Genomic DNA, 24,302 nt, shown 5'->3' with positions numbered 1-24,302 from the left:
GTCGCGCCAAGTGCATTGTAGAATGGCAGCTACAGACCTACCTGAGCCTGATCAATGTTCCATGTCGTCCTGTTCCAGCCGGAGATTCCTCCCAACACCGGCAACATCATCCGCCTCTGCGCCAATACCGGCTGCCATCTGCATCTGATCGAGCCGCTCGGCTTCGACTTGGACGACAAGCGTCTGCGCCGGGCCGGACTGGACTACCACGAATACGCGACATTGAAACGCCACTATTCCTTGGAGGACTGTATCACGTCCGTTCGCCCCGACAGAATCTTGGCATTCACCACCAAGGCTAGTCACAGCTACGCGCATATGGAATACCAGGCGGGAGACATGTTGCTTTTCGGACCGGAAAGTCGCGGACTGCCTGCCGAGGTCCTCGCCCAGTTCCCCGACGAAAACCGCCTGCGCATGCCGATGCGCCCAGAATGCCGCAGCCTGAATTTGTCCAACGCAGTGGCGGTGGTGGTCTACGAAGGCTGGCGCCAGCTCGACTTCGCCGGCTCCTGAAACGAAAAAAGCCGCCCGAGGGCGGCTTTTTCATGGCGACGCGATCAGGCCTGAGCGGCGGCCTGCTGGCGTTGCAGTTCCTGGGCGTACAGGGCGTCGAAGTTCACCGGCGACAGCATCAAGGCCGGGAAGGAACCACGGATCACCAGGCTGTCCAGCGCCTCACGGGCATACGGGAACAGGATGTTCGGGCAGAAGGCGCCGAGGGTGTGGCTCATGGAAGCGGCGTCCAGGCCCTTGATCAGGAAGATACCGGCCTGCTGCACTTCGGCGATGAAGGCGATTTCTTCACCGGTCTTCACGGTCACGGACAGGGTCAGCACGACTTCCTGGAAGTCGCCGTCCAGCTGCTTCTGCTTGGTGTTCAGGTCCAGCGCCACGCTCGGCGCCCACTCCTGGCGGAAGATTTCCGGGCTCTTCGGCGCTTCGAAGGACAGGTCCTTCACGTAGATGCGCTGCAGGGAGAATTGTGGGCCTTCTTGCTCGGCGGCAGCGCCGTTGTTCGCTTGTTCGGTCATGGCGGTTCTTCTTGTTTCGGGTTTCTGAAAGGGTTCAGGCCTGCAGCAGCGCGTCGAGCTTGCCGGCGCGCTCCAGGGCGTAGAGATCATCACAGCCACCGACATGGGTAGCGCCGATCCAGATCTGCGGCACCGAGGTGCGGCCCGCCTTGCGGGTCATCTCGGCGCGGACATCGGGCTTGCCGTCCACGCTGACCTCGCGAAAGGCCACGCCCTTGCTGGTCAGCAGCTGCTTGGCGCGAATGCAGTAGGGGCACCAGGCGCTGGAGTAGACGACCACCTCGGACATGTCACTTGACCACGGGCAGGTTGTCGCCGCGCCAGCTGGCGATGCCGCCGCCCAGCTTGGCTGCGGTGTAGCCGGCCTTCTTCAGGTCACGCGCAACAGTGCCGGCATGCTGGCCCATGGCGTCGACCACGATAAGGGTCTTGGCCTTGTGCTTTTCCAGTTCGACCATGCGACCGGCCAGTTTGTCGAAAGGAATATTGATCGCGTCGACGATATGGCCGGCGGAGAAATCCTTCTGATTGCGGATATCCAGCACCACACCTTGGTCGCTGTTGACCAGCGCGGTCAGCTCGCGGCTGGACAGGCTCTGACCGCCCTTGCGCAGTTCGGTGACGATGAGCAGCACCAGCAGGAAGGCGAAGCATCCACTCAATGCATAGTGGTTAGTGGCAAATTCAATCAGGTGGGCCAACATCGCGGGGTTCCATAGCCTTAAAATGGCGGCCAGTATACACAGCCCCACAGGTCGGCCAAGCCCCGCCCGGCGGTGACGCCGCAGGCGTTACACCGCTAAAATGCGCGACCTTTTTTGATCACCTCGAACGAGCGAGCCGCCATGAGCGCCATGCCCAAACCTCTGGTCCTGATCATCCTCGATGGCTTCGGCCACAGTGATAATCCCGAGTACAACGCCATCCACGCCGCCAGCACGCCGGTCTACGACCGTCTGCGCGCCACCTTCCCGCACGGCCTGATCTCCGGCAGCGGCATGGACGTGGGCCTGCCGGACGGGCAGATGGGCAACTCCGAGGTCGGCCACATGAACCTCGGCGCCGGCCGCGTGGTGTATCAGGACTTCACCCGCGTGACCAAGGCGATCCGCGACGGCGAGTTCTTCGAGAACAGCGAGATCAATGCTGCCGTAGATAAAGCCGTGAACACCGGCAAAGCCGTGCATATCCTCGGCCTGCTCTCGGACGGCGGCGTACACAGCCACCAGGACCACCTGGTCGCCATGGCCGAGCTGGCCGCCCAGCGCGGCGCCGAAAAGATCTACCTGCACGCCTTCCTCGACGGCCGCGACACCCCACCGAAGAGCGCCCAGCCGTCCATCGAACTGCTCGACGCCACCTTCGCCAAGCTCGGCAAGGGCCGCATCGCCAGCCTCACCGGCCGCTACTTCGCCATGGACCGCGACAATCGCTGGGACCGCGTCGAACAGGCCTATAACCTGATCGTCGACGGTAAGGGCGAATTCAACGCCGCCAATGCCGTGGAAGGCCTGGCCGCCGCCTACGAGCGCGGCGAGAGCGACGAGTTCGTCAAGGCCACTACCATCGGCGCGCCGGTGAAAGTGGAAGACGGCGACGCCATCGTCTTCATGAACTTCCGCGCCGACCGCGCTCGCGAGCTGACCCGCGCCTTCGTCGAGGCCGACTTCAAGGAGTTCGCTCGCGCCCGCGCCCCGCAACTGGCCGGCTTCGTCATGCTGACCCAGTACGCAGCCAGCATCCCGACGCCCAGCGCCTACAAGCCGGAGGCGCTGACCAACGTGCTCGGCGAATACCTGGCCAACAACGGCAAGACCCAGCTGCGTATCGCCGAGACCGAGAAGTACGCCCACGTCACCTTCTTCTTCTCCGGCGGCCGGGAAGAGCCCTTCGCCGGCGAAGAGCGCATCCTGATCCCGTCGCCGAACGTCGCCACCTACGACCTCAAGCCGGAGATGAGCGCGCCGGAAGTCACCGACAAGATCGTCGACGCCATCGAGAACCAGCGCTTCGATGTGATCATCGTCAACTACGCCAACGGCGACATGGTCGGCCACACCGGCGTGTTCGCTGCCGCCGTCGCCGCCGTCGAGACCCTGGACAGCTGCGTCGGCCGCATCGTCGAGGCGCTGGACAAGGTCGGCGGCGAAGCGCTGATCACCGCCGACCATGGCAACGTCGAGCAGATGGAAGACGAGTGCACCGGCCAGGCGCACACCGCACACACCTGCGAGCCGGTGCCGTTCATCTATGTAGGCAAGCGCCCGGCGACCATCCGCGCCGGCGGCGTACTGGCCGACGTAGCACCGACCCTGCTGACCCTGATGGGCATGCCGGTACCGGCGGAGATGACTGGCAAGACCATCGTCCAACTGCAATAGGAGCCCGCCCGCGACCTGCTGCGCGTCGGAAAAACCACGTTGGAAGCAGCTTCGGAATGCTCATTTACCATTCGTAAACTGCGCTTCCTCAGCCACTTCCGCCTTGTTTTTCTCTAGCTCGCGAGATCGCGAACAGACTCTTAAGCGGAGCAATCCGCGAAACGCTCGCCGGCTGCCGCCTGCGGGCGTTTTTTTTGCCCGGCGCCACGGGCATACTAGGCCCGTCCCTCCCCCTGGTGCCGATTCCCCCATGCTCCGCGCCCTTGCCCTCGCCGCCCTCCTGCCCTGCCTGATCGCCCCGGCCTTCGCCGACGACAAGGCGCAAACCCAGAAGCAGCTGGAAGCCGCCCGTGCCGACGTGGCCGAGCTGAAGAAGCTGCTGGAAAAGCTGCAGCAGGAGAAATCCGGCGTGCAGAAGGAGCTGCAGCGCACCGAGAAGGAAATGGGCGGCCTGGAGAAGCAGGTCAAAGGCCTCGAAGGCGAGCTGCAGAAGAGCGAGGAAGAGCTCAAGCGCCTCGACCAGGAGAAAAAAAAACTCCAGCAATCGCGCCTTGAACAGCAGCGACTGATCGCCATCCAGGCCCGCGCCGCCTATCAGAGCGGCCAGCAGGAGCCGCTGCGCCTGCTGCTCAACCAGCAGCAGCCGGAACAGTTCGCACGCACCCTCACCTACTACGACTACCTGGGCAAGGCCCGCCTCGAGCAGCTCTCGGCCTTCAACGAGACCCTGCGCCAGCTGGCCAACGTGGAAAGCGACATCGCCAACCAGCAGAACCAGCTGCTGGAGCAGAAGAGCACCCTCGATAGCCGTCGCACCGAACTAGCCGCAGCGCGCAAGGAGCGGCAGAACGCCCTGGCCAAGCTGAACAAGGAATACGGCGTCGGCGATCGCAAGCTCAAGGCACGCGAGCAGGAACAGATCGAGCTGACCCGCGTTCTCAAGACCATCGAGGAAACGCTCGCCCGCCAGGCGCGCGAGGCCGAAGAGGCACGTCGCCTGGCCGCTCTGGAAGCCGAACAGGCACGCACCCCCAACCGCCGTCCGCTACCGCTAGGCCCGGCCGTCTCCAGCGATGGCGCCAGCTTCGGCGGCCCCTTCGCCCAGGCCAAGGGCAAGCTGCCGTGGCCGGTCAACGGCCGCCTGCTGGCGCGCTTCGGCTCCACCCGCGACGGTGATTCCCGGGCCAAATGGGACGGCGTCATGATCGGCGCCAGCGCCGGCAGCCAGGTACATGCGGTACATGGCGGGCGCGTGGTGTTCGCCGACTGGTTGCGCGGCGCCGGCCTTCTGGTCATCCTCGACCACGGTAACGGCTACCTGAGCCTGTACGGCCATAATCAGAGCCTGTTGAAGGACGCCGGTGACATCGTCAAAGCCGGGGAAGCCATCGCCACGGTCGGCACCAGCGGCGGCCAGGACACTCCGGCGCTGTATTTCGCCATCCGCCAGCAGGGTCGCCCGAGCGACCCCGCGCAATGGTGCCGCGCACAGGGATGACCGCGCGCCTCATCACATTGGGAGTTCACATGCAGCAATTCCGTCGCCTCACCCCCATCGCCCTGGCCCTCGGCCTGCTGCTTGGCAGCCCCACGCTGCTGGCCGCCGAAGCCACCGAGGCCGAGGCGCCCGCCGCCGCGGTCAATGGCAAGGCGCCGCTGCCGCTGGACGAGCTGCGCACCTTCGCCGAGGTGATGGACCGCATCAAGGCCGCCTACGTCGAGCCGGTGGACGACAAGACCCTGCTGGAGAACGCCATCAAGGGCATGCTCAGCAACCTCGACCCGCACTCCGCCTACCTGGAGCCGGAAGCCTTCGCCGAGCTGCAGGAAAGCACCAGCGGCGAGTTCGGCGGCCTCGGCATCGAGGTCGGCACCGAGGATGGCTTCGTCAAAGTGGTCTCGCCGATCGACGACACCCCCGCCTCCAAGGCCGGCATCCAGCCGGGCGACCTGATCGTCAAGATCGATGGCCAGCCGACCAAGGGCCTGTCGCTGATGGAAGCGGTGGACAAGATGCGCGGCAAGGCCGGCAGCAAGATCAACCTGACCCTGGTACGCGAGGGCGGCAAGCCGTTCGACGTCGAACTGACCCGCGCGGTGATCAAGGTCAAGAGCGTGAAGAGCCAGCTGCTGGAAGACGGCTACGGCCTGATCCGCATCAGCCAATTCCAGGTCAATACCGGCGAGGAAGTCGGCAAGGCCCTGGCCAAGCTGCGCAAGGACAACGGCAAGAAGCTCAGCGGCCTGGTGCTGGACCTGCGCAACAACCCCGGCGGCGTGTTGCAATCCGCCGTGGAGGTAGCCGACCACTTCCTCAAGAAAGGCCTGATCGTCTACACCGAAGGCCGCATCGCCAACTCCGAGCTGCGCTTCAACGCCGACCCGGCCGATGCCAGCGAAGGCGTGCCGCTGGTAGTGCTGATCAACGGTGGCAGCGCCTCGGCCTCGGAGATCGTCGCCGGTGCCCTGCAGGACCACAAACGTGGCGTGCTGATGGGTACCGACAGTTTCGGCAAGGGCTCGGTGCAGACCGTGCTGCCGCTGAACAACGACCGCGCCCTGAAACTGACCACCGCGCTGTACTTCACTCCCAACGGCCGCTCGATCCAGGCCCAGGGCATCGTGCCGGACATCGAAGTGGCGCGCGCCAAGCTGACCCGCGAGGAAGGCGGCGAGCTGATCAAGGAAGCCGATCTGGCCGGCCACCTGGGCAACGGCAACGGCGGTGCGGACAAGCCGAGCGGCAGCAAGAAGCAGCAGACGCCGCGCCCGCAGGACGACGACTACCAGCTGAGCCAGGCGCTGAACCTGCTCAAGGGCCTGAACGTCACCCGCAGCAACTGATCTACCGCCACAACGAAAAAGCCCGGGCATGCCCGGGCTTTTTCATGGCCGACGGTTTTAGTCGACGTACTTCTGGAAGATCTTGTCCACTTCGCCGGAGGCACGCAGGCCGTCCAGAGCCTTCTGCAGGCGCTCGACCACTTCGTCCGGAGTCTCCGGGTTCAGTGCCAGGAACAGCTGGGCGCTGTCGAAGCGCAGCACGGTCTTCAGGCCGGTGATGCCTTCCTGCTTGGCCAGGTAGCGGCCGGCGGGGTCGCCGGTGGCCCACAGGTCGATCTCACCGCTCTGCAGCTTGTGCGCGTTTTCCTGGTCACGCAGCGAGCTGACCGGCTGCAGACCTTGCTTGAGCAGGTGCTCCTCGATGGCGTCACCCTTGTAGGCGCCGACGCGGTAGGACTTGGCCTGCTCCAGGCTGATCAGATTGATGGTGCTGTCGGCACGCGCCAGCATCACCCAGTCGTCCGGACCGATGGGGCCGACCCACTTGAACAGCTTCTCGCGCTCCGGCAGCTTGGCCATCACGAAGGCGCCGTTGTTCGGCGTTTCCAGGGCGGCCTTGTAGACTCGCGCCCAGGGGAAACGCAGGGTCATGGTGTAGGGAATGCCGGCGCTCTTGAAGGTCTCGCGCACCACATCCACGGCGATACCGGAGAGGTTCTCCTCGCGGGCGAAGTTCTTGCCGTTGGTTGCCATGTTGTAGGGCGGGAAATTCTCGGTCTGCAGCACCACCTTGTAGTCGGCAGGCAGCTCGGCCCGTGCCAGAGTGGAAAACAGCAGGCCTGCGCCCAGCAACACCATGGTCAGTCGCTTCAACAACATATCCGTATCCTTGATAGTCGGCAGAGCCCTCGTTCCGGCCATCGCGACCGGCCTCGGGGCGGCTGAAGGGTAGCAGAAGCGCAGCGGGAAACGCAGTACCGGCGGTAAGCCGCCGGCTCCGGGCGGCCCGCCGCCACTGGCTTACAGGTAGTTGTTGGTGATCTCGTCGACGAAGCCTTCGCCACGCAGCTCATCCAGGGCCTTCTGCAGGCGCTCGACCACCTCGTCCGGGGTCTCCTTGTTCAGCGCCAGGTAGAGCTGGGCGCTGTTGAAGCGCAACACCACCTGCAGGCCGCTGGCGCCTTCCTGCTTGGCGATGTAGCGACCGACCGGGTCGGTGGTGGCCCACAGGTCGATCTGGCCATTCATCAGCTTGGCCACGTTCTCCTGATCACGCAGGGAGTTGTCCGGCTTCATGCCCTTGGATTCCAGGTGCTGGCTGACTGCGTCGTTCTTGTAGGCACCGATCTTGTACTTGGCCGCCTCTTCCAGACTGCCGACCTTGATGGTGCTGCCCGGCGCGGCGAGCAACACCCACTCGCTCTTGGCCAGCGGGCCGACCCACTTGAACAGCGGCTTGCGCTCCTCGGTGTAGGTAGTGGAGAACAGCCCGTAGTTGGGCTTGTCCAGGGTCAGGCGATAGATGCGGTCCCAGGGGAAGCGCAGGCTCAGGTTGTAGCCTATCCCGGCGCGCTTGAAGACCTCACGCACCAGATCGGCGCTGATACCGTCGATATTGTCGTCGCGAGCGAAGTTCTTCTCGTCGATGGCCATGTTGAACGGCGGGAAGTTCTCCGTCAGCAGGATCACCTTGTAGTCTTCGGAAACCTCGGCGCGCGCGCCACCGGCCAGAAGCAGCAGGCCGAACAGCAGGCCCTTGTGCAGATACTTCAACATTGCAGTACAGCTCCAGAATTGTGGTTGTTTGGGCGACTTCTCTGCATGTTCCACGGGCAGGCCCTGAAGGAAGCACCTGAGACGGCATGCGCCGCATAGTGCCACGCTGCCAGAGCACGGCCGCGAACTGCGTCACGCCGGCAGCCGGCGACATGCAAGGGAAAGCCCCAGCCCTCTGAGCCACGCAAGAAGCGAACCAACCAAATGAAAACGCCCGCACGAGGCGGGCGCTTTTCCAGCAGAAACGCGATTAGCGAACCACGATACCGCGACTGGCCAGATAGGCCTTGGCCTCCGGCACGCTGTATTCGCCGAAGTGGAAGATGCTGGCAGCCAGCACGGCATCGGCCTTGCCTTCGAGGATGCCGGCGGCTAGGTGCTCGAGGTTACCAACGCCACCGGAGGCGATCACCGGGATGCTCAGGCTCTCGCTGATGGCCCGGGTCACGCCGAGGTCATAGCCGCTCTTCACGCCGTCCTGATCCATGCTGGTCAGCAGGATTTCGCCGGCGCCGAGGTCTTCCATCTTCTTGGCCCAGACCACTGCATCCAGGCCGGTCGGCTTGCGCCCGCCGTGGGTGAAGATCTCCCAGCGGCCCGGCGCGACCTTTTTGGCGTCGATGGCGACGACGATGCACTGCGAGCCGAAGCGCGCGGCAGCTTCGCCGACGAATTCCGGGTTGAACACCGCGGCGGTGTTGATCGAGACCTTGTCCGCACCGGCGTTGAGCAGGTTGCGGATGTCCTGCACGGTACGCACGCCACCACCGACGGTGAGCGGGATGAACACCTGGCTGGCCATGCGCTCCACCGTGTGCAGGGTAGTGTCGCGGCCGTCGACGCTGGCAGTGATGTCGAGGAAGGTAATCTCGTCGGCGCCCTGCTCGTCGTAGCGACGGGCGATCTCCACCGGGTCGCCGGCGTCGCGGATGTTCTCGAACTTGACGCCCTTGACCACGCGGCCGTTGTCCACGTCCAAGCAGGGGATGATGCGTTTCGCCAGCGCCATGTCAGCAGTCCTCAGCCTTTATAGGAGTCGCAGAAGGCCTGGGCCTCGGCGACGTCCAGGGTGCCTTCGTAGATCGCCCGGCCGGTGATGGCGCCGATGATGCCGGGCGCACGGGCCAGCAGCAGTTTCTCGATATCGCCGAGGTTATGGATGCCGCCGGAGGCGATCACCGGGATCTTGCTGGCCGCCGCCAGGGCCGCGGTGGCCTCGACGTTGCAGCCCTGCATCATGCCGTCTTTGGCGATGTCGGTATAAACGATGGCGGACACGCCATCGGCCTCGAAACGCTTGGCCAGGTCAGTGGCCTGCACGCTGGAGACTTCCGCCCAACCGTCGGTGGCGACGAAGCCATCTTTGGCGTCCAGACCGACGATGACCTTGCCCGGGAAGGCCTTGCACGCCTCGGTGACGAACTCCGGTTCTTTCACCGCCTTGGTACCGATGATCACGTAGCTGACGCCGGCGCGCACGTAGTGCTCGATGGTCTCCAGGGTACGGATGCCGCCACCGATCTGGATCGGCAGGCTCGGGTAGCGCTTGGCGATGGCGGTGACCACCTCACCGTTGACCGGCTGGCCTTCGAAGGCGCCGTTGAGGTCGACCAGGTGCAGACGACGGCAGCCGCCCTCGACCCACTTGGCGGCCATGCTCACCGGGTCATCGGAGAACACGGTGGAGTCTTCCATGCGGCCCTGGCGCAGACGCACGCAGGCGCCGTCCTTGAGATCGATAGCGGGGATAATCAGCATCGCGTGAACCTGCTCAAATTGTGAATTCGTGGATGGGTCAGCTCTTCTCGAGCGCCCACAAATCGCTTTCCAGGCTGGCGAAACGCTCGGCCAGCAGGGCCTGCGTATCGGCAATCGCCTTGTTGTAGTAGTGCGGGGCGATCTCGCGACCGATCAGGTCGAGCACTTCCTGCACCTCGAACGAGCCCAGCTCAAGCTCGAAACGGTCTTCCAGGAAGTTCTTCAGCACCTGCAACGCGGCCTGTTGCTGAGCGCCCTCAAGCTCCAGCAGCGCGACCTTCTTGCCCCGGCTCATTTACCGGCGGCCATCCCAGCCGACGAAGTTCTGCAGCAGCTGCAGGCCGTGGGCATGACTCTTCTCCGGATGGAACTGCACGGCGAAACGCGAGCCATCGGCCAGCGCCGCGGCGAAATCCTTGCCGTAGTGACCGCCACCAACCACCTGCGCCGGGTTGCCGGCCTCGATGTAGTAGCTGTGCACGAAGTAGAAGCGGCCGTTGTCCGGAATCTCGTGCCAGAGCGGGTGATCGACCACCTGGGCGACCTCGTTCCAGCCCATGTGCGGCACCTTCAGGTGCTCGCCGTCTTCATGCAGGTCCTTGCCGAAGAAGCGCACCTGGCCAGGGAACAGACCGATGCAGTCGACGCCGCCGTTCTCCTCGCTGCGCTCCAGCAGGGCCTGCATGCCGACGCAGATGCCGAGGAACGGACGATCAACGCTGACCTCGCGCACCAGCTCATCGAAGCCCAGGCGCTTGATCTCGGCCATGCAGTCGCGGATCGCGCCGACGCCGGGGAACACCACGCGGTCGGCCTCGCGGATCACATTGGCGTCGCTGGTGACGATCACTCGGCCGGCGCCAACGTGCTCCAGGGCCTTGGCCACCGAGTGCAGGTTGCCCATGCCATAGTCGATTACTGCAACTGTCTGCATTTACAGGCAGCCCTTGGTCGACGGCATCTGTCCGGCCATGCGCGGGTCCAGCTCCACGGCCATGCGCAGCGCGCGACCGAAGGCCTTGAACACGGTCTCGATCTGGTGGTGGGTGTTAGTGCCACGCAGATTGTCGATGTGCAGGCTGACCAGGGCGTGGTTGACGAAGCCCTGGAAGAACTCCTGGAACAGGTCCACATCGAAGCCACCGACCACCGCGCGGGTGAACGGCACGTGCATCTGCAGGCCCGGACGACCGGAGAAGTCGATCACCACGCGCGACAGCGCCTCGTCCAGCGGGACGTAGGAGTGGCCGTAGCGGGTCATGCCCTTCTTGTCGCCGACGGCCTTGGCAAAAGCCTGGCCGAGGGTGATGCCGACGTCTTCCACGGTGTGGTGATCGTCGATGTGCAGGTCGCCCTTGCAGTAGATGTCCAGGTCGATCAGGCCATGACGGGCGATCTGGTCGAGCATGTGCTCGAGGAACGGCACGCCAATATCGAACTTGGCCTTGCCAGTACCATCCAGGTTGATCGAGACCTTGATCTGGGTCTCCAGGGTGTTGCGCTCGACGGACGCCGTACGTTCGGCCATCTCTCCAGCTCCACAGGCTGTTCACGGGAAAAGGCCGCCATTATAGGCGTGGCGGGGCTTGGGCGGCTACCGGCGGTGGTCGGCGCCTTGGCTATCGGCGCGATTGAGCTGGCTTTACACTGCGCAGCCTGCTCTTGCGAGGAAGTCGTCATGCCCGTTCTGGTCGAAATCGTCAGCCGCCCGTCCACCCAGGACCACACCGACCTGGGCAAGGTCTACGCCGACGCGCCGGACTGGCTGCTTGAGCCCTACGCCAGCGTCGACGCCCTGCTGGCCGACGGTATCGGCAGCGGCAAGCTGATCGCCGGGCGCTTCAACGACCGCCTGCTCGGCGCCGCCCTGCTGCAACGCGGCGAAGACTGCTGGCGCCTGTCGCACCTGTGCGTGCGCAAGCTGACCCGCAAGCGCGGCGTGGCCCGGCGCATCCTCGACGAGGCCAAGCGCCTGGCGTCCGAAGCCGGCAAGCCACTGCGCCTGGCCGCACCCAAGGATCACCTGGAAAGCCAGGCCCTGGCCGCACGCACCGGCCTGCCGCTGGACAGCTTCTAGGACGCCTGCGCCAGCTGCGGCCGCGCCGCCAGCCAGACCAGCCACAGCAGGCTGGCCAGGCACAGCCCCACCAGCCCGATACCGAGCGCCAGCTGCTGCGGCGCCAGCCATAGCGCCCAGGCCAGCGCCGCGCTGGCCATCAGCACCTGACGCCCCGCCTCTACCTTCCACAAAGTGCGCTTGCCCTCAAATAGCAGGCCCAGGCCGACGCAGCCGGCCAGCACTAGCGGCACCAGCAGCAGCGCGTGCCACAGCTCGGCGCGCTTGACCGCCGCCAGGTAGCACAGGGCCATGGCGTTGATCGCCACGAACTGGACGAAGGCGTACCACTTGAGGCCAGCCGGATAGACGCAGTCGAACTTGTCCGCGCCCATCTTCGGCCAGGGCCGCTCGGCGACATCCGCCGGGCGCCAGCCGGTGGGCATCCACCACAGGCGCAGCTTGTCCCACCAGGAACGGGTCGCCACGGCGTCGGCCCACAGCAGGCGCCACCAGGAGAACTGCAGGCGGATCGGATCGAAGGTGCGCACCGGGGTGGTCACGCCGTAGCGCACCGGCTCGTCCTCGTCGGCATAGGTGCCGAACAGGCGGTCCCAGATCAGGAATACGCCACCGTGGTTCTTGTCGATGTAGCGGTCGTTCTGCCCGTGGTGCACGCGGTGATTGGTCGGCGTGACCATGAACCACTCGAGAATCCCCAGCCGCCCCACATGCTGGCTGTGAATCCAGAACTGGTAGACCAGCTGCGCGCCGAGCAGCACCAGGAACAGCGGCAACGGCAGGCCGAGCAGCGCCAGCGGCAGGTAGAACGGCCAGTCGAAAGCAGTCTGGAAGGCGCCCTTGCGCAGCGCGGTGGACAGGTTGAAGTCCTCGCTCGAATGGTGCGGCTGGTGCGCCCCCCACAGCAGGTTGTAGCGATGCAGGCTGCGGTGCGCCCAGTAGAAGCAGAAGTCCACGGCGATGAAGCCGAGCAACCAGGTCCAGGGCGAGGTCGGGTCGAGCGTCCACAGCCGCGCGTGCTCGTACAGCCAGGCATAGGGGATCACCAGCAGCAGGCGCAGCGGGCCCTCCAGCAGCACACGCAGCACGGCGGTATTGATGCTGGTGGTGGCATCGGCCAGGCGATAGGTGTGGCGACCGCTCCAGCGCTCATAGGCGAGCTCCAGCAGCATCAGCAGGATGTACAGCGGCACGGCCATCACGACTACGTTCATCGGCACCTCGCGGCGAATCGTTCTTGTTGTGCTGCCAGCCTAACCCCGGATCGGCCAGGGCGGATGGGCTTGCGCCGCCAATTCCTCTTTCCGCAGGCGCCATCCGCCACTCCACGCCAGGGGAACCGCGCGCGGCCGCAGCCATCCAAAGCCTGCCGACCACGGCACCGTCCGGGCACACTGCCAGCCCGGAGATCGCGGTGCGGGTCGCCGCCTCGCTGCGAGGCGGCGTTATACTCCCGCCCCTATAAAGAAGAACTCCCTCACAAGGACTGGTCCATGAAAGCCTTTGGCAAAATCCTGGGTCTGGTAGTGCTTGGCCTGCTGCTGATCATCGTCGCGCTCGGCTTCGCCCTGACCCATCTATTCGACCCCAACGACTACAAGGACGAGATCCAGCAACTGGCCCGCGACAAGGCCAATCTCGAGCTGAAACTCAACGGCGATATCGGCTGGAGCCTGTTCCCCTGGCTCGGCCTGGAGCTGACCGACGCCACCCTGGCCAGCGCCGATACCCCGGAAAAACCCTTCGCCAACCTGCGCCTGCTCGGCCTGTCGGTACGCGTACTGCCGCTGCTGTACAAGGAAGTGCAGATGAGCGACATCCGCGTCGACGGCCTCGACCTGACCCTGCAGCGCGACGACAAGGGCCACGGCAACTGGGAAGGCGTGGGCCGCCCGGCCAAGACCGAGGCAACCCCAGCTCCGAGCACCGCCCAGACCGGCGAGCAGCCGCAGGCGCCTGCCGAGCCGGCCAGCGAGGAGCGCCAGCCGCTCAAGCTGGACATCGACAGCCTGACCATCAGCAACTCGCGGGTGGACTACCACGACGCCAAGAGCGGCAAGCAGTTCAGCGCCGAGGGCATCGAGCTGTCCTCCGGCGCCATCCGCGAAGGCGCCGACATCCCGGTCAAGCTGCTGGCCTTCCTCGGCACCAACCAGCCGGTACTGCGCGCCAAGACCGAGCTGCAGGGTCTGCTGCGCTTCGATCGCGCGCTCAAGCGCTACCAGCTGCAGGACGTGAAGCTGGCCGGCGAGGCCTCCGGTGAGCCGCTCAACGGCAAGACCCTGACCTTCGCCAGCCAGGGCCAGCTGCTGCTCGACCAATCCGCCCAGGTGGCCGAGTGGACCGGCATCAAGCTCTCCGCCAACCAGCTGCGCGCGCTCGGCGAATTGAAGCTGCGCAACCTGGACCAGACCGCCCAGCTCGAAGGCAACCTGTCGCTGGCACAGTTCAACCTGCGCGAGTTCCTCGACGGCCTCGGCGTCGCCCTGCCGGCCATGAGCGATAACAGCACACTGAGCCGCTTCGAGCTGTCCAGCCGCCTGGCCGGCACGCCGAGCAGCCTGCAGCTCAACGACCTGGCACTGAAGCTGGACGACAGCAGCTTCAGCGGCAGCCTGGCAGTCAACGACTTCGCCAAGCAGGCCCTGCGCCTGCAGCTCAAGGGCGACAAGCTCGACCTCGACCGCTACCTGCCGCCGCAGAACAAGGACGCCGATGCCGGCGCCGCGCGCAAGAACGAGGTCAAGGATGCCGTAGCCGCCGCCGGCAAGAACGGCACCTCGCAACTGCCCAGCGCGCCGACCCAACAGGCCTGGAGCAGCACGCCGCTGCTGCCGCTGGAAACCCTGCGCAAACTCGACATCGAGGCCGCCATCAGCCTCGGCCAGCTGACCCTGAGCAAGCTGCCGGTCGAAGACGCACGCATCGGCCTGACCGCCAAGGGCGGCGTGATCGACCTCAAGGAGCTGCGTGGCGACCTGTACGGCGGCGAATTCGCCGTGCGCTCGCAGCTCGACGCGCGCCAGTCCATCCCGTTGCTGACCGCCAACAAGCAGCTCAAGCGCATCCCGGTGGAGAAGCTGATCGAGGCCCGCGGCGAGAAGGCGCCGGTACGCGGCCAGCTCGACCTGAGCGCCGATGTGCGGACCCAGGGCAACAGCGAGAAGGCCTGGATCGACGCGCTCAACGGCACCGCCAGCTTCAGTCTGAGCGATGGCGTGCTGGTCGACGCCAACCTCGAACAGCAGCTGTGCCAGGGCATCGCCACCCTCAATCGCAAGTCGCTGTCCGGTGAGCCGCGCGGCAAGGACACGCCGTTCGAGGAGCTGCATGGCAACCTCAAGTTCACCAATGGCGTGGCCAGCAACCCCGACCTCAAGGCACGCATTCCCGGCCTGACAGTGAACGGCGACGGCGACCTCGACCTGCGCGTGCTGGGCATGGACTACCGCGTCGGCATCGTCATCGAGGGCGACAAGGGCGCCATGCCGGACCCGGCCTGCCAGGTCAACGAGCGCTACGTCGGCCTGGAATGGCCGCTGCGCTGCCGCGGCCCGCTGGAGCTGGGCGCCAAGGCCTGTCGCCTGGACAAGGACGGCCTCGGCAAGATCGCCGCCAAGCTGGCTGGCGACAAGCTCAACCAGAAGCTGGAAGAGAAGCTCGGCGACAAGGTCAGCCCGGAACTCAAGGACGCACTGAAGGGCCTGTTCAACCGATGAGCCCCGAGCAGTTCAATGGCGCCGTGCTGGCCTGGTACGACCTGCACGGGCGCAAGGAGTTGCCCTGGCAACAGGGCATCACCCCATACCGGGTATGGGTCTCCGAGATCATGCTGCAGCAAACCCAGGTCAGCACCGTGCTCGGCTACTTCGACCGTTTTATGGACGCTCTGCCGACCGTACAGGCACTAGCCGAAGCACCGGAAGACGAAGTGCTGCACCTGTGGACCGGCCTCGGCTACTACACCCGCGCGCGCAACCTGCACAAGGCGGCAAAAATGGTGGTGGAGCAGCATGGCGGCGAGTTCCCGCGCTCGGTCGAGCAGCTCGCCGAGCTGCCCGGCATCGGCCGCTCCACCGCCGGCGCCATCGCCAGCCTGAGCATGGGCCTGCGCGCCCCGATCCTCGACGGCAACGTCAAGCGCGTGCTGGCCCGCTACAAGGCGCAGCACGGCTATCCCGGCGAGCCCAAGGTAGCCGAGCAGCTGTGGCAACTGGCCGAGCAGCTGACCCCGCATGAGCGAGTGAACAACTACACCCAGGCGATGATGGACCTGGGCGCCACCCTCTGCACCCGCAGCAAGCCGAGCTGCCTGCTGTGCCCGGTGCGCGACGGCTGCCGCGCCCACCTGCTCGGCCGCGAGAGCGACTTCCCCGAACCCAAGCCGCGCAAGGCGTTGCCGCAGAAGCGCACGCTGATGCCGCTGCTGGCCAACCACGACGGCGCCATCCTGCTCTATCGCCGCCCCTCCAGCGGCCTGTGGGGCGGCCTGTGGAGCCTGCCGGAGGTGGATGACCTGGCCGGCCTTGCGCCATTGGCCAGCCAGCACTCCCTGCGCCTGGGCGACCCGCGCGAACTGGCCGGGCTGACCCATACTTTCAGCCACTTCCAGCTGGCCATCGAACCCTGGCTGGTACGGGTGGAGCAGGCCAGCCCCGCCGTGGCCGAGGGCGACTGGCTCTGGTATAACCTCGCCAGCCCGCCGCGCCTGGGCCTGGCCGCCCCGGTGAAGAAGCTCCTCAAGCGAGCCGCGGATGCACTGAATGCAGGAGAAAAGTCATGAGCCGTACCGTCCACTGCCGCAAGTTCAACGAAGACCTGCCCGGCCTCGATCGCCCGCCCTACCCTGGCGCCAAGGGTGAGGACATCTACAACAACGTGTCGAAGAAGGCCTGGGACGAGTGGCAGGCGCACCAGACCATGCTGATCAACGAGCGTCGGCTGAACATGATGAACGCCGAGGACCGCAAGTTCCTCCAGGCCGAGATGGACAAGTTCCTCTCCGGCGAGGACTACGCCAAGGCCGACGGCTACGTGCCACCGAGTGCCTGATGCGGACGCGGGTCGGAAACGCCCCGCGCCACCCCGGAAATTCGTAACCGCCCGTCTGCACTGAAATTTTTTTCATTCCCTCGCTTGACACTGCTCCTTCAAATCCGTTTAATTGCGCCCCGTTGCCCAGATAGCTCAGTCGGTAGAGCAGGGGATTGAAAATCCCCGTGTCGGCGGTTCGACTCCGTCTCTGGGCACCAAAATTTCAGAAAAGCCCGCCATTAGGCGGGCTTTTTTGCGTTTGGTCGAAAATTACGCACGGAGGCGTAATGCAGAACCACAGCCGCAAATTACTGCTCCTCATCCTGTTGCTGGCTCTCCTGGCCGGTTCCGCCGCACTGCTCTGGCGCTTCATCCTGTTCCCGCCGATACACCCCGAATTCACTCAGGCCCTGTTCAAACAGCGCTTTGCCGATGGCGACCGCGCAACCTCCATGCGCTTCCACAATGCCAGCAAGCGTTTGCTGATCGGCATGGAGTCAGGCCAAGTGCATATCTGGGATGCGACACAGCGCGAGGCGCACATTAGCCTGCGCGCCCATCAATACCGCGCGAATCAGTTGCTGTTCAGCCGCGACGGCTCCAGCTTCTTCAGCAACTCCTACTTCGAAGACAGCACCCACCTCTGGGATAGCGAGAGCGGCAAACCGCTAGCAACCATCGCCGATGCTCGCGGCCCAGTCGCCCTCGGCCCACGAGAAGACCTGTACCTGATCGCCAACAACGACGGCGAACTGATGCTCTACGATCTGGAACAGCGGCAGGTCCTGCCAGAGCGCTACAAGGCCATGGACAGTGTGACCGCACTCGCCAGCAGCCCGCAGGGCGACCTGATCGCCGCAGGCAATGCATCGGGATCGCTCCAGGTGTGGAGAGTCACAGAGCAGGACGGGCGCCTACACCTCAGCCTGCTCAAAGAAAGCAAACCCTACGAGACAGGTAACTGGATCCTTGCCCTAGGTTTCAGCACCGATGGGCAAGGCCTGATCAGCGCCAACCGCCAAGGCGGTGTGAGCGAATGGAGCACCGCGGACCTGAGCAAGCGGCGGGATATCCCCAGCACGCTGAAATGGGCACACCAGGCCACCTTTGCCGACGGCATGCCCTGGCTGGCGCTGGCCGGCACCCTCGACCCCAGAGGGCTGAAAGACGGCAAGATAGAACTGATCGACTTGCAGAAAGGTGAGGCGCTACGCTTCCCCGCCCGCAGCAACTTCGCCGTGGCAGAAATGCTCGCCCCTTTGCGCATGGGCTTGATTGCCCACGGGCGGCGGATCACCGGGGCAACGCTCGACTAACGCTAAAGCGGCCGAGCAGCCTGACAGCCCGATGGTCCAGTCAGGCTGCTGTGCAGCGAAACCGACTGAATCCCGTAACGGCAAACGGCTTGCCCCAGCCTGGCACCGTTCCTAACATGCGCGCTTCAACCGGGGAACCCAGATGGAATTCATCCAGCTTGTCATCGACTTCATCCTGCATATCGACCGCCACCTGGCGGAGCTGACCGCCGCCTACGGGCCGTGGATCTACGGCATCCTGTTCCTGATCATCTTCTGCGAGACCGGCCTGGTGGTGACGCCCTTCCTGCCCGGCGACTCGCTGCTGTTCGTCGCCGGCGCCATCGCCACCCAGGACGCGATGAACGTGCACATCATGGTGCCGCTGCTGATCGTCGCCGCCATCCTCGGCGACGCGGTCAACTACAGCATCGGCCGCTTCTTCGGCGCCAAGCTGTTCGCCAACCCGGACTCGAAGATCTTCCGCCGCCGCTATCTGGAAGTGACCGAAGCCTTCTATGAGAAGCATGGCGGCAAGACCATCATCCTCGCCCGCTTCGTGCCCATCGTGCGCACCTTCGCCCCCTTCGTCGCCGGCATGGGCCACATGCCCTACCGCCGCTTCGCCGCTTACAACGTGATCGGCGCTGTTGTCTGGGTCACCCTGTTCAGCTACGCCGGCTACTTCTTCGGCAACCTGCCGGTGGTGCAGAGCAACCTGCACTACCTGATCGTGGCGATCATCTTCGTCTCGGTACTGCCGGGGGTGATCGAAGTCCTCCGTCATCGCCGCGCGGCGGCCCGCGCCGAGTAAGCCGAACGGTGCGACGAACGCGCCCTCACTGATCTGGTCGCTCCCGGCGACCGGTGCAATACTCAGGCGAGCGCTCCTCGCCCAGAGTCGGCGCGCCGCCGAGGGTAATCAGTGATGACAGCCAGCTTCACGGTGGGGCACAGCCCACTCTTCGCCGAGACCAGCCTGCATACCCGCCTCGCCCGCGCCGGCGTCACCCTGCGCATCGTCGGCCAGGCCAGCGAGATCACCCCGGGCAGCCTGGAAGTGTTGCTGCTCGACAACAGCCTGCTGCGCGCCGATGAGCTGGGCCAATGGCAGGCCTGCGGCGCCAGCCTGGTGGCCTTCGACGCCCCGCCCGGCGTCCTGCCACTGCCCGAGGCGGCCAGTGAGGAAGAACTGCTGGCCCTGCTCGGTTTCGCCGCCGAGCAGTTCCGCCTGAAACAGAAGACCGACCAACTGGCCACCGCCCTGCAGAACAAGGACGGCGACCTGCAGAAACTGGTCGACGTCGGCTTGGCGCTGTCCGCCGAGAAGGACCTGGAACGTCTGCTGAGCAAGATCCTCACCGAGGGCCGCCGCCTGTCCAACAGCGATGCCGCCTCGCTGTTCCTGGTCGACAAGAAGGGCGAGCTGCCGCAGCTGCTGTTCAAGCTGACGCAGAACAGCTCGATGCCGACTCGCTTCCAGGAGCAGCGCATGCCGCTGACCAAGGCCTCGATCGCCGGCTACGTGGCGCTGACCAGCACCGAGCTGAACATCGCCGACGCCTACGCCATTCCGCCCGACGCGCCCTACCGCTTCAACCGCTCGTTCGACATGCAGGTCGGCTACCGCACCATGTCGTTGTTGGCCATTCCCATGCTCAACCACCGCCACGAGGTGGTCGGCGTGCTGGAGTTCATCAACTGCCAGAACGCCGAGGGCGAGGCGATCGCCTTCGCCGAAGTGGTGGCGGCCTCGCTACGCGCTCTGGCCAGCCAGGCTGCGGTGGCCATCGAGAACCGCCAGCTGCTCGATGACATCAGCCAGCTGTTCGACGGCTTCGTGCAGGCCTCGGTGTTCGCCATCGAGCAGCGCGATCCGACCTCCGCCGGCCACTCGTTCCGCGTCGCCGACCTGTGCATCGCCCTGGCCCGCCAGCTACCCCAGGCGCCCCACGCCCACCTGCGCAACCAGGCGCTCGGCGACGAGGGCATGCGCGAGCTGCGCTACGCCGCCCTGCTGCATGACTTCGGCAAGGTCGGCGTGCGTGAGCACGTGCTGACCAAGGCCAAGAAGCTGCCCGACCCGGTGGTCGACAACCTGCGCTACCGCGTGGCGCTGGCCAAGGAGAGCCTGCAGAACCAGACCCTGCGGCGCATGCTGCAGGCCTACCGGCAGTACGGCACGCTGGACGAACAGCTGCGCCTGCAATGGGAGACCGAGCTGGCGGTGGAGTGCGAGCGCCTGGACCAGTACCTGCGCGACATCCTCAAGGCCAACGAGCCGAGCGTGCTGACCGAGGGCGACTTCCATCACCTGCAGGACATCCAGGGCCATGTGGTGAAGAGCCACGACGACAGCCTGATCGGCCTGCTCTCGGAGAGCGAGTTCGGCGCCCTGGCCATTCGCCGCGGCAGCCTGACCCAGGAGGAGCGCGAAGAAATCGAGCGCCACGTGGTACACACCCGCGAATTCCTCCGCCTGATCCCCTGGACGCCGGCGCTGCAGGGCATCCCGGAAATCGCCGCAGCGCACCACGAGAAGCTCGACGGCAGCGGCTATCCCAAGGGCCTGGCCGGCGAGCAGATCCCCTGTGGCTCGCGGATCATGACCATCTGCGACATCTACGACGCGCTGACCGCCTCGGACCGCCCCTACAAGCCGGCGGTGCCGGTGGACAAGGCCCTGGACATCCTGCAGTCGGAGGTAAAGAGCGGCCTGCTGGATGGCGACCTGGTCCAGGTGTTCATCGACTCGCGCTGCTACCTCAACCCGGCCCAGGGCGTGGCGCTGCCGGCAACACCGCCGCCGCCAAATGGCGCACCGGTGTACGCCCACCACGTCTGCGACTACGAGCCCTGCGACAAGCACCAGCACTGATGAGAAGGGCGGCTCATGGCCGCCCTGCTCTTTCTCACCTGGTCGATAGCGCCTTCTGGTAACGCTGCTCCAGGGTCTGCTGGCTGCCGCCGGCGGCGGCCTTGTCCAGATACTGGTAGGTGGGCTCCAGGCGGGTCAGGCGATCATTGATGTTCGGGTGCACCTTGAGGAAGGTCACCAGGGTGGCGTCATCCTGCTTCATGGTGCCCAGGTCCTGCAGCACATTGGCCAGCCCGTAGGCGTCGTAGCCGGCACGGGCGGCAATCACCGCGCCCATCTGGTCGGCCTCGTACTCGTCGCCCCGGTCCAGGCCACGGGTATAGAGGTTGGTCACCAGCTGGTCAAATTTCTGCGTGGCCGCCGGATCGCTGCTACTGATGTCCCCGGAGCTGGCCTTGCTGGCCTGCAGGGCAAAGCGCGAGACGCTGGCGAGCAGGCCGGCGCCGGCCTTCTGCTTGATCGCGTCGAGGTGGTGTTTCTGCACCACGTGCGCCACCTCGTGAGCCAGCACGCCGGCCAGTTCGGCCTCACTATTCATCTGCGCCAGCATGCCGCTGGTGATGAACACGTAACCGCCGGGCGCGGCGTAGGCACCGACCACGCGGCTATCGAGCACGCCGAAGCGCCAGGGCAGATCGGGGCGCTCGCTATTGAGGGCGACCCAGCGGCCGACCTCGTTGACGTAGGACTGTACGCTGGAGTTGTCCAGCAACGGCGCCTGCTTGAGCAGCAGCTCGGCGGTGCTGGCACCGATCACCAGCTCCTCGTCCTGGGTCTTCTCGCCCATGTCGCTGAGGCTGCGGCCGGCGCTGGCCAGTGGCGACAGGTCGACGCCCTGGATCTGCACGCCCTCCAGTGCCTGCAGGTTTTCACAGGCGGGCAGCGCGGCGCAGATGGCGACGAGCAGTGCGCTACGGCAGAAAATCTTGTGCATGGCTCGCTCTCCGACTCAGTGGGGGTAGGCAATCGACTGGCTGCGCAGGCCGCCCTGCTGGGCGAACGAGCGCGCCGCGCCGGGCGTCACCGCGTAGCGATCCAGGCGCTGCAGCGCCAGGCTGCCGGAGCCGCCGCCACCGCCCACCTGGTCGTCACTGATGCCACGCACGCCGGTGGCCACGCCGCTGGCCGGCTCCACCGCGGTGCTGCCCTCGAGCAGCGAGCCGATATTGCCGCCGCTGGCCCCGGCGGACTTATCGAAACGAATCGCCAGCAAGGCCACCCAACCCTGCTGGCCGGCGCCGGTCTGCACCTGGTACCAGCCACCCTGGCGCTTGAGCACGCTCAGGCGTGTCTGCGCCGGCAACTGTTGCAGCGCCGCCGCACCGGCGGAGGCCGACTCGCGCAAGGCGGTGGCCTCGACCGTGATGCCGCTGCGCACTTCGGCCAGCGCCACAGCGCTGCCCAGCCAACCTGCCAGGATCAGCAGGGCAGCGGTAAGGGTGTTTCTCATAGAGTCTTTCTCCTGGGTTCGAAGAGGGTCACCGGCTCGACGCGGCCTTTCACCTGGAAGTCGCCATGGGCCACGAAGTCGAACGCATCGCCACAGGCCTGCATGGTCGCGGCCGACACCAGCAGGCGCGCGCGGCCCTTGGTCAGCCCCTCGATGCGGCTGGCCAGGTTCACCGTGTCGCCAATGGCAGTGTAGTCATAGCGCTTGCTGGTCCCGACCATGCCGACCACCGCCGGTCCGGTGTGCAGGCCGATGCCGATATCGAAGTCGGGGTGATCGAAATCGCGCTGGTAGCGCTCGACGTTGTCGATCATCTCCAGCGCCGCGTTGACCGCATCCACCGCCTGGTTGGGGTTGTCCTGCGGTGCGCCCCAGAAGGCCATGATCGCGTCGCCGATAAACTTGTCGAGAGTCGCGCGGTGGCGGAACAGCACGTCCACCTGGCCGGCGAAGTAGTTCTCCAGGATCTGCATAATCTCCTGGGCGCTGTGCCGCTCGGACATGGTGGTGAAGTTGCGGATATCGGAGAACAGCACGGTGAGCTGGCACTCACGGCTGGCCAGCAGCGCCTGCGGGTCCTCGCGCGCCACCAGTTGCGCCACCACCTGCGGGTCGAGGAAGCGGCTGAACATGCTGATGGTGTTGGACAGCTGCTGCCGGCGCCGCCGGTAGAACACCGCCAGGGCCAGGGCCAGCAGCAGCCACAACGCCAGCAGGCTGGGCAGCACCGTGACCAGCACGCCCTGCACTATCAATAGATAGGCGCCGAGCAGCAGCGCCACACTGGCGCCCAAGGTGAACAGGCTGGCGGCCAGCAGGCGCTCGCGCAGCAGCATGAGCTGCAGACCGAGCAGCAGGGCGATGCTCAGTAGCGCCATGCTCCAGGCCGGCGCCATCTGCAGTTGCTGCTGGTTGAGCAGGTTGTCGATGCCGGTGGCTAGGATGAACACCGCCGGGTAGAGATCGTCCAGCGGCGTGCGCCGCAGGTCGTAGAGGCCGGCGGCGGTGGTGCCGATCACCACGATCTTGCCGGCGAAGTAATCGGCCGGCAGCTGACCGCTCTCGCCTCGTGCCTGGGCCAGGGCGGCGGCGAAGGGGACGCGCGGATAGGGCACGCGCTCGGCGCTGCGCCAGTCGAGCAGGAAGCTGTCGCCGACCGGCAGTGTCACGCCCCGACCCATCGCCACCCGCGCCGGCAGCGAGGGCATGCGCCAGTCGCCGAAGCGCCGGTAGACGTCGTAGCGGCGGCCGACGCCGTCACCGTCCTGGGTGAAGTTGATGGTGCCGGTCTTCCAGTGCGCGGCGGCGACGGCCCGCGGCAACAGCAGCACGCCGCGCTGCTGCGGATCAGCCGGCAGCAGGCCGGTGGTCGGCGGGTAGGAGGTCATCAATGGCGCCCTGGCCGGGTCGCTGGCCTGCTGCTGCAACGCCGCCAGGTAGACCCTGTCGCTACCGGCCAGCACCTCGCCGAAATAGGCATCGGCATCGGGATGGAAGCGATCGGCCTCGCTGAACAGCACATCGAACACCACGGCCTCGGCCTTCTGCGCCAGCAGGTGTTCGAGCAGCTCGGCATGCACCGAGCGCGGCCACGGCCACTTGCCGGCCTCGCCGACCAGCGCCTGCAGGCTGGTGTCGTCGATATCGACCACGATGATGCGTGGGTCTGGCACCTGCAGCGTGGCCCGCTGGCGAATCAGCCAGTCGCCGTGGGCATTGCTCCAGCGCTGCACCGGCGCCCATAACAGCAGCACAGGCACCAGCAGCATGACCAGGGCGCAGGCCAGCCACAGGCTGGCGTGAAAGGCCCTCGACGACTGCGGTGCCTGCGACAT

The 24,302-nt window shown here is 65.7% G+C and carries 25 protein-coding genes and 1 tRNA gene; 12 read left to right on the top strand and 14 right to left on the bottom strand.

Annotated elements, in window-relative coordinates; genetic code table 11:
* Window positions 1-54 precede the first annotated feature (54 nt).
* A complete protein-coding gene (gene trmL / locus IP89_RS04965; RefSeq protein WP_043308078.1) occupies window positions 55-516 on the top strand; it encodes a tRNA (uridine(34)/cytosine(34)/5-carboxymethylaminomethyluridine(34)-2'-O)-methyltransferase TrmL in 462 nt (153 codons plus the stop codon).
* A 44-nt stretch (window positions 517-560) separates the two neighbouring features.
* Here trmL and secB read toward each other — a convergent pair whose 3' ends face one another.
* From secB to IP89_RS04950, 3 genes are read right to left on the bottom strand one after another with little or no spacing between them, the layout of a single operon-like run.
* The gene (gene secB, locus IP89_RS04960; protein WP_043308077.1) at window positions 561-1,034 is read right to left on the bottom strand and encodes a protein-export chaperone SecB; all 474 of its coding nucleotides are present in this window, start codon (window positions 1,032-1,034) and stop codon (window positions 561-563) included.
* Window positions 1,035-1,068: 34 nt separating this feature from the next.
* On the bottom strand, window positions 1,069-1,323 hold the full coding sequence (grxC, locus tag IP89_RS04955) for a glutaredoxin 3 (RefSeq protein WP_043308076.1): 255 nt from the start codon (window positions 1,321-1,323) through the stop codon (window positions 1,069-1,071).
* Between the two features lies 1 nt (window position 1,324).
* Window positions 1,325-1,738, bottom strand: coding sequence for a rhodanese-like domain-containing protein (locus IP89_RS04950; protein WP_043308075.1), 414 nt, complete (start codon window positions 1,736-1,738; stop codon window positions 1,325-1,327).
* Window positions 1,739-1,879: 141 nt separating this feature from the next.
* Between IP89_RS04950 and gpmI the strand changes: the two genes are divergently transcribed.
* The 3 genes from gpmI (at window position 1,880) to IP89_RS04935 (ending at window position 6,259) form a co-directional block, all read left to right on the top strand.
* Entirely contained in the window at window positions 1,880-3,415 is a 1,536-nt protein-coding gene (gpmI, locus tag IP89_RS04945; RefSeq protein ID WP_043308074.1) for a 2,3-bisphosphoglycerate-independent phosphoglycerate mutase, read from the top strand.
* Between the two features lie 250 nt (window positions 3,416-3,665).
* Entirely contained in the window at window positions 3,666-4,913 is a 1,248-nt protein-coding gene (locus tag IP89_RS04940; RefSeq protein ID WP_043308072.1) for a murein hydrolase activator EnvC, read from the top strand.
* Window positions 4,914-4,942: 29 nt separating this feature from the next.
* On the top strand, window positions 4,943-6,259 hold the full coding sequence (locus IP89_RS04935; RefSeq protein WP_043308070.1) for a S41 family peptidase: 1,317 nt from the start codon (window positions 4,943-4,945) through the stop codon (window positions 6,257-6,259).
* A 57-nt stretch (window positions 6,260-6,316) separates the two neighbouring features.
* Here IP89_RS04935 and IP89_RS04930 read toward each other — a convergent pair whose 3' ends face one another.
* The 7 genes from IP89_RS04930 to hisB all read right to left on the bottom strand — a co-directional run bounded on the left by IP89_RS04930 (window position 6,317) and on the right by hisB (window position 11,261).
* Window positions 6,317-7,075 carry an ABC transporter substrate-binding protein gene (locus IP89_RS04930; RefSeq protein WP_043308217.1) on the bottom strand — a complete coding sequence of 253 codons (759 nt, stop codon included), beginning with the start codon at window positions 7,073-7,075 and terminating at the stop codon, window positions 6,317-6,319.
* A 144-nt stretch (window positions 7,076-7,219) separates the two neighbouring features.
* Window positions 7,220-7,975 carry an ABC transporter substrate-binding protein gene (locus IP89_RS04925; RefSeq protein ID WP_043308069.1) on the bottom strand — a complete coding sequence of 252 codons (756 nt, stop codon included), beginning with the start codon at window positions 7,973-7,975 and terminating at the stop codon, window positions 7,220-7,222.
* Window positions 7,976-8,225: 250 nt separating this feature from the next.
* Window positions 8,226-8,984 carry an imidazole glycerol phosphate synthase subunit HisF gene (gene hisF / locus IP89_RS04920; protein ID WP_043308068.1) on the bottom strand — a complete coding sequence of 253 codons (759 nt, stop codon included), beginning with the start codon at window positions 8,982-8,984 and terminating at the stop codon, window positions 8,226-8,228.
* A gap of 11 nt (window positions 8,985-8,995) precedes the next feature.
* Complete coding sequence (gene hisA / locus IP89_RS04915) at window positions 8,996-9,733, bottom strand: 1-(5-phosphoribosyl)-5-[(5-phosphoribosylamino)methylideneamino]imidazole-4-carboxamide isomerase (protein WP_043308067.1); 738 nt, start codon at window positions 9,731-9,733, stop codon at window positions 8,996-8,998.
* A 37-nt stretch (window positions 9,734-9,770) separates the two neighbouring features.
* Window positions 9,771-10,028 (bottom strand): DUF2164 domain-containing protein, encoded by a 258-nt coding sequence (locus IP89_RS04910; RefSeq protein ID WP_043308066.1) that lies wholly within the window; start codon window positions 10,026-10,028, stop codon window positions 9,771-9,773.
* Complete coding sequence (gene hisH, locus IP89_RS04905; protein WP_043308065.1) at window positions 10,029-10,667, bottom strand: imidazole glycerol phosphate synthase subunit HisH; 639 nt, start codon at window positions 10,665-10,667, stop codon at window positions 10,029-10,031.
* Window positions 10,668-11,261 (bottom strand): imidazoleglycerol-phosphate dehydratase HisB, encoded by a 594-nt coding sequence (hisB, locus tag IP89_RS04900; RefSeq protein ID WP_043308064.1) that lies wholly within the window; start codon window positions 11,259-11,261, stop codon window positions 10,668-10,670.
* Between the two features lie 150 nt (window positions 11,262-11,411).
* On the opposite strand from hisB, the gene IP89_RS04895 reads away from it, so the two are divergent.
* Window positions 11,412-11,810 carry an acetyl-CoA sensor PanZ family protein gene (locus tag IP89_RS04895; protein ID WP_043308063.1) on the top strand — a complete coding sequence of 133 codons (399 nt, stop codon included), beginning with the start codon at window positions 11,412-11,414 and terminating at the stop codon, window positions 11,808-11,810.
* Here the strand turns inward: IP89_RS04895 and IP89_RS04890 are convergent.
* Window positions 11,807-13,024, bottom strand: a complete 1,218-nt coding sequence (locus IP89_RS04890; RefSeq protein ID WP_043308061.1) for a sterol desaturase family protein — start codon at window positions 13,022-13,024, stop codon at window positions 11,807-11,809. The genes IP89_RS04895 and IP89_RS04890 overlap by 4 nt on opposite strands.
* 279 nt (window positions 13,025-13,303) lie before the next feature.
* Here IP89_RS04890 and IP89_RS04885 point away from each other — a divergent pair, with 279 nt between their 5' ends.
* The 7 genes from IP89_RS04885 (at window position 13,304) to IP89_RS04855 (ending at window position 21,017) form a co-directional block, all read left to right on the top strand.
* Entirely contained in the window at window positions 13,304-15,529 is a 2,226-nt protein-coding gene (locus IP89_RS04885; RefSeq protein WP_043308060.1) for an AsmA family protein, read from the top strand.
* A complete protein-coding gene (gene mutY / locus IP89_RS04880) occupies window positions 15,526-16,593 on the top strand; it encodes an A/G-specific adenine glycosylase (protein ID WP_043308059.1) in 1,068 nt (355 codons plus the stop codon). Before IP89_RS04885 ends, mutY begins: the two co-directional genes overlap by 4 nt.
* Window positions 16,590-16,862, top strand: coding sequence for an oxidative damage protection protein (locus tag IP89_RS04875; protein WP_043308058.1), 273 nt, complete (start codon window positions 16,590-16,592; stop codon window positions 16,860-16,862). Before mutY ends, IP89_RS04875 begins: the two co-directional genes overlap by 4 nt.
* Before the next feature lie 124 nt (window positions 16,863-16,986).
* Window positions 16,987-17,062, top strand: a tRNA-Phe gene (locus tag IP89_RS04870).
* 69 nt (window positions 17,063-17,131) lie between these two features.
* A complete protein-coding gene (locus IP89_RS04865) occupies window positions 17,132-18,160 on the top strand; it encodes a WD40 repeat domain-containing protein (protein ID WP_043308057.1) in 1,029 nt (342 codons plus the stop codon).
* Between the two features lie 142 nt (window positions 18,161-18,302).
* Window positions 18,303-18,953 carry a DedA family protein gene (locus tag IP89_RS04860; protein ID WP_043308055.1) on the top strand — a complete coding sequence of 217 codons (651 nt, stop codon included), beginning with the start codon at window positions 18,303-18,305 and terminating at the stop codon, window positions 18,951-18,953.
* Between the two features lie 114 nt (window positions 18,954-19,067).
* Complete coding sequence (locus IP89_RS04855; RefSeq protein ID WP_052080957.1) at window positions 19,068-21,017, top strand: HD family phosphohydrolase; 1,950 nt, start codon at window positions 19,068-19,070, stop codon at window positions 21,015-21,017.
* Between the two features lie 34 nt (window positions 21,018-21,051).
* Here the strand turns inward: IP89_RS04855 and IP89_RS04850 are convergent, their stop codons facing one another.
* Genes IP89_RS04850 through IP89_RS04840 form a run of 3 tightly spaced genes read right to left on the bottom strand, consistent with a single transcriptional unit; the run spans window position 21,052 to window position 24,302 of the window.
* Window positions 21,052-21,951 carry a M48 family metalloprotease gene (locus tag IP89_RS04850; RefSeq protein ID WP_052080956.1) on the bottom strand — a complete coding sequence of 300 codons (900 nt, stop codon included), beginning with the start codon at window positions 21,949-21,951 and terminating at the stop codon, window positions 21,052-21,054.
* 15 nt (window positions 21,952-21,966) lie between these two features.
* Window positions 21,967-22,467: an SH3 domain-containing protein gene (locus IP89_RS04845; RefSeq protein WP_043308054.1), complete on the bottom strand. Its 501-nt coding sequence runs from the start codon at window positions 22,465-22,467 to the stop codon at window positions 21,967-21,969.
* On the bottom strand, window positions 22,464-24,302 hold the full coding sequence (locus IP89_RS04840) for a CHASE2 domain-containing protein (protein ID WP_052080955.1): 1,839 nt from the start codon (window positions 24,300-24,302) through the stop codon (window positions 22,464-22,466). The genes IP89_RS04845 and IP89_RS04840 overlap by 4 nt, the downstream gene beginning before the upstream one ends.

Source organism: Pseudomonas sp. ML96 (assembly GCF_000761545.1).
Lineage (GTDB): Bacteria > Pseudomonadota > Gammaproteobacteria > Pseudomonadales > Pseudomonadaceae > Aquipseudomonas.
Note: the sequence above shows the minus strand (reverse complement) of the source record. Positions and strands in the feature narration are given on the sequence as shown.

Excerpts from the sequence above, each read along its gene's own strand:
- IP89_RS04950 (WP_043308075.1), bottom strand. The coding sequence starts at position 1,738 with ATGTTGGCCCACCTGATTGAATTTGCCACTAACCACTATGCATTGAGT.
- IP89_RS04940 (WP_043308072.1), top strand. The coding sequence starts at position 3,666 with ATGCTCCGCGCCCTTGCCCTCGCCGCCCTCCTGCCCTGCCTGATCGCC.
- gpmI (WP_043308074.1), top strand. The coding sequence starts at position 1,880 with ATGAGCGCCATGCCCAAACCTCTGGTCCTGATCATCCTCGATGGCTTC.
- IP89_RS04855 (WP_052080957.1), top strand. The coding sequence starts at position 19,068 with ATGACAGCCAGCTTCACGGTGGGGCACAGCCCACTCTTCGCCGAGACC.
- mutY (WP_043308059.1), top strand. The coding sequence starts at position 15,526 with ATGAGCCCCGAGCAGTTCAATGGCGCCGTGCTGGCCTGGTACGACCTG.
- IP89_RS04845 (WP_043308054.1), bottom strand. The coding sequence starts at position 22,467 with ATGAGAAACACCCTTACCGCTGCCCTGCTGATCCTGGCAGGTTGGCTG.
- IP89_RS04840 (WP_052080955.1), bottom strand. The coding sequence starts at position 24,302 with ATGTCGCAGGCACCGCAGTCGTCGAGGGCCTTTCACGCCAGCCTGTGG.
- grxC (WP_043308076.1), bottom strand. The coding sequence starts at position 1,323 with ATGTCCGAGGTGGTCGTCTACTCCAGCGCCTGGTGCCCCTACTGCATT.
- IP89_RS04860 (WP_043308055.1), top strand. The coding sequence starts at position 18,303 with ATGGAATTCATCCAGCTTGTCATCGACTTCATCCTGCATATCGACCGC.
- IP89_RS04865 (WP_043308057.1), top strand. The coding sequence starts at position 17,132 with ATGCAGAACCACAGCCGCAAATTACTGCTCCTCATCCTGTTGCTGGCT.
- IP89_RS04875 (WP_043308058.1), top strand. The coding sequence starts at position 16,590 with ATGAGCCGTACCGTCCACTGCCGCAAGTTCAACGAAGACCTGCCCGGC.
- trmL (WP_043308078.1), top strand. The coding sequence starts at position 55 with ATGTTCCATGTCGTCCTGTTCCAGCCGGAGATTCCTCCCAACACCGGC.
- hisA (WP_043308067.1), bottom strand. The coding sequence starts at position 9,733 with ATGCTGATTATCCCCGCTATCGATCTCAAGGACGGCGCCTGCGTGCGT.
- hisB (WP_043308064.1), bottom strand. The coding sequence starts at position 11,261 with ATGGCCGAACGTACGGCGTCCGTCGAGCGCAACACCCTGGAGACCCAG.
- IP89_RS04925 (WP_043308069.1), bottom strand. The coding sequence starts at position 7,975 with ATGTTGAAGTATCTGCACAAGGGCCTGCTGTTCGGCCTGCTGCTTCTG.
- IP89_RS04890 (WP_043308061.1), bottom strand. The coding sequence starts at position 13,024 with ATGAACGTAGTCGTGATGGCCGTGCCGCTGTACATCCTGCTGATGCTG.
- IP89_RS04935 (WP_043308070.1), top strand. The coding sequence starts at position 4,943 with ATGCAGCAATTCCGTCGCCTCACCCCCATCGCCCTGGCCCTCGGCCTG.
- secB (WP_043308077.1), bottom strand. The coding sequence starts at position 1,034 with ATGACCGAACAAGCGAACAACGGCGCTGCCGCCGAGCAAGAAGGCCCA.
- IP89_RS04850 (WP_052080956.1), bottom strand. The coding sequence starts at position 21,951 with ATGCACAAGATTTTCTGCCGTAGCGCACTGCTCGTCGCCATCTGCGCC.
- hisH (WP_043308065.1), bottom strand. The coding sequence starts at position 10,667 with ATGCAGACAGTTGCAGTAATCGACTATGGCATGGGCAACCTGCACTCG.
- IP89_RS04895 (WP_043308063.1), top strand. The coding sequence starts at position 11,412 with ATGCCCGTTCTGGTCGAAATCGTCAGCCGCCCGTCCACCCAGGACCAC.
- IP89_RS04885 (WP_043308060.1), top strand. The coding sequence starts at position 13,304 with ATGAAAGCCTTTGGCAAAATCCTGGGTCTGGTAGTGCTTGGCCTGCTG.
- IP89_RS04910 (WP_043308066.1), bottom strand. The coding sequence starts at position 10,028 with ATGAGCCGGGGCAAGAAGGTCGCGCTGCTGGAGCTTGAGGGCGCTCAG.
- hisF (WP_043308068.1), bottom strand. The coding sequence starts at position 8,984 with ATGGCGCTGGCGAAACGCATCATCCCCTGCTTGGACGTGGACAACGGC.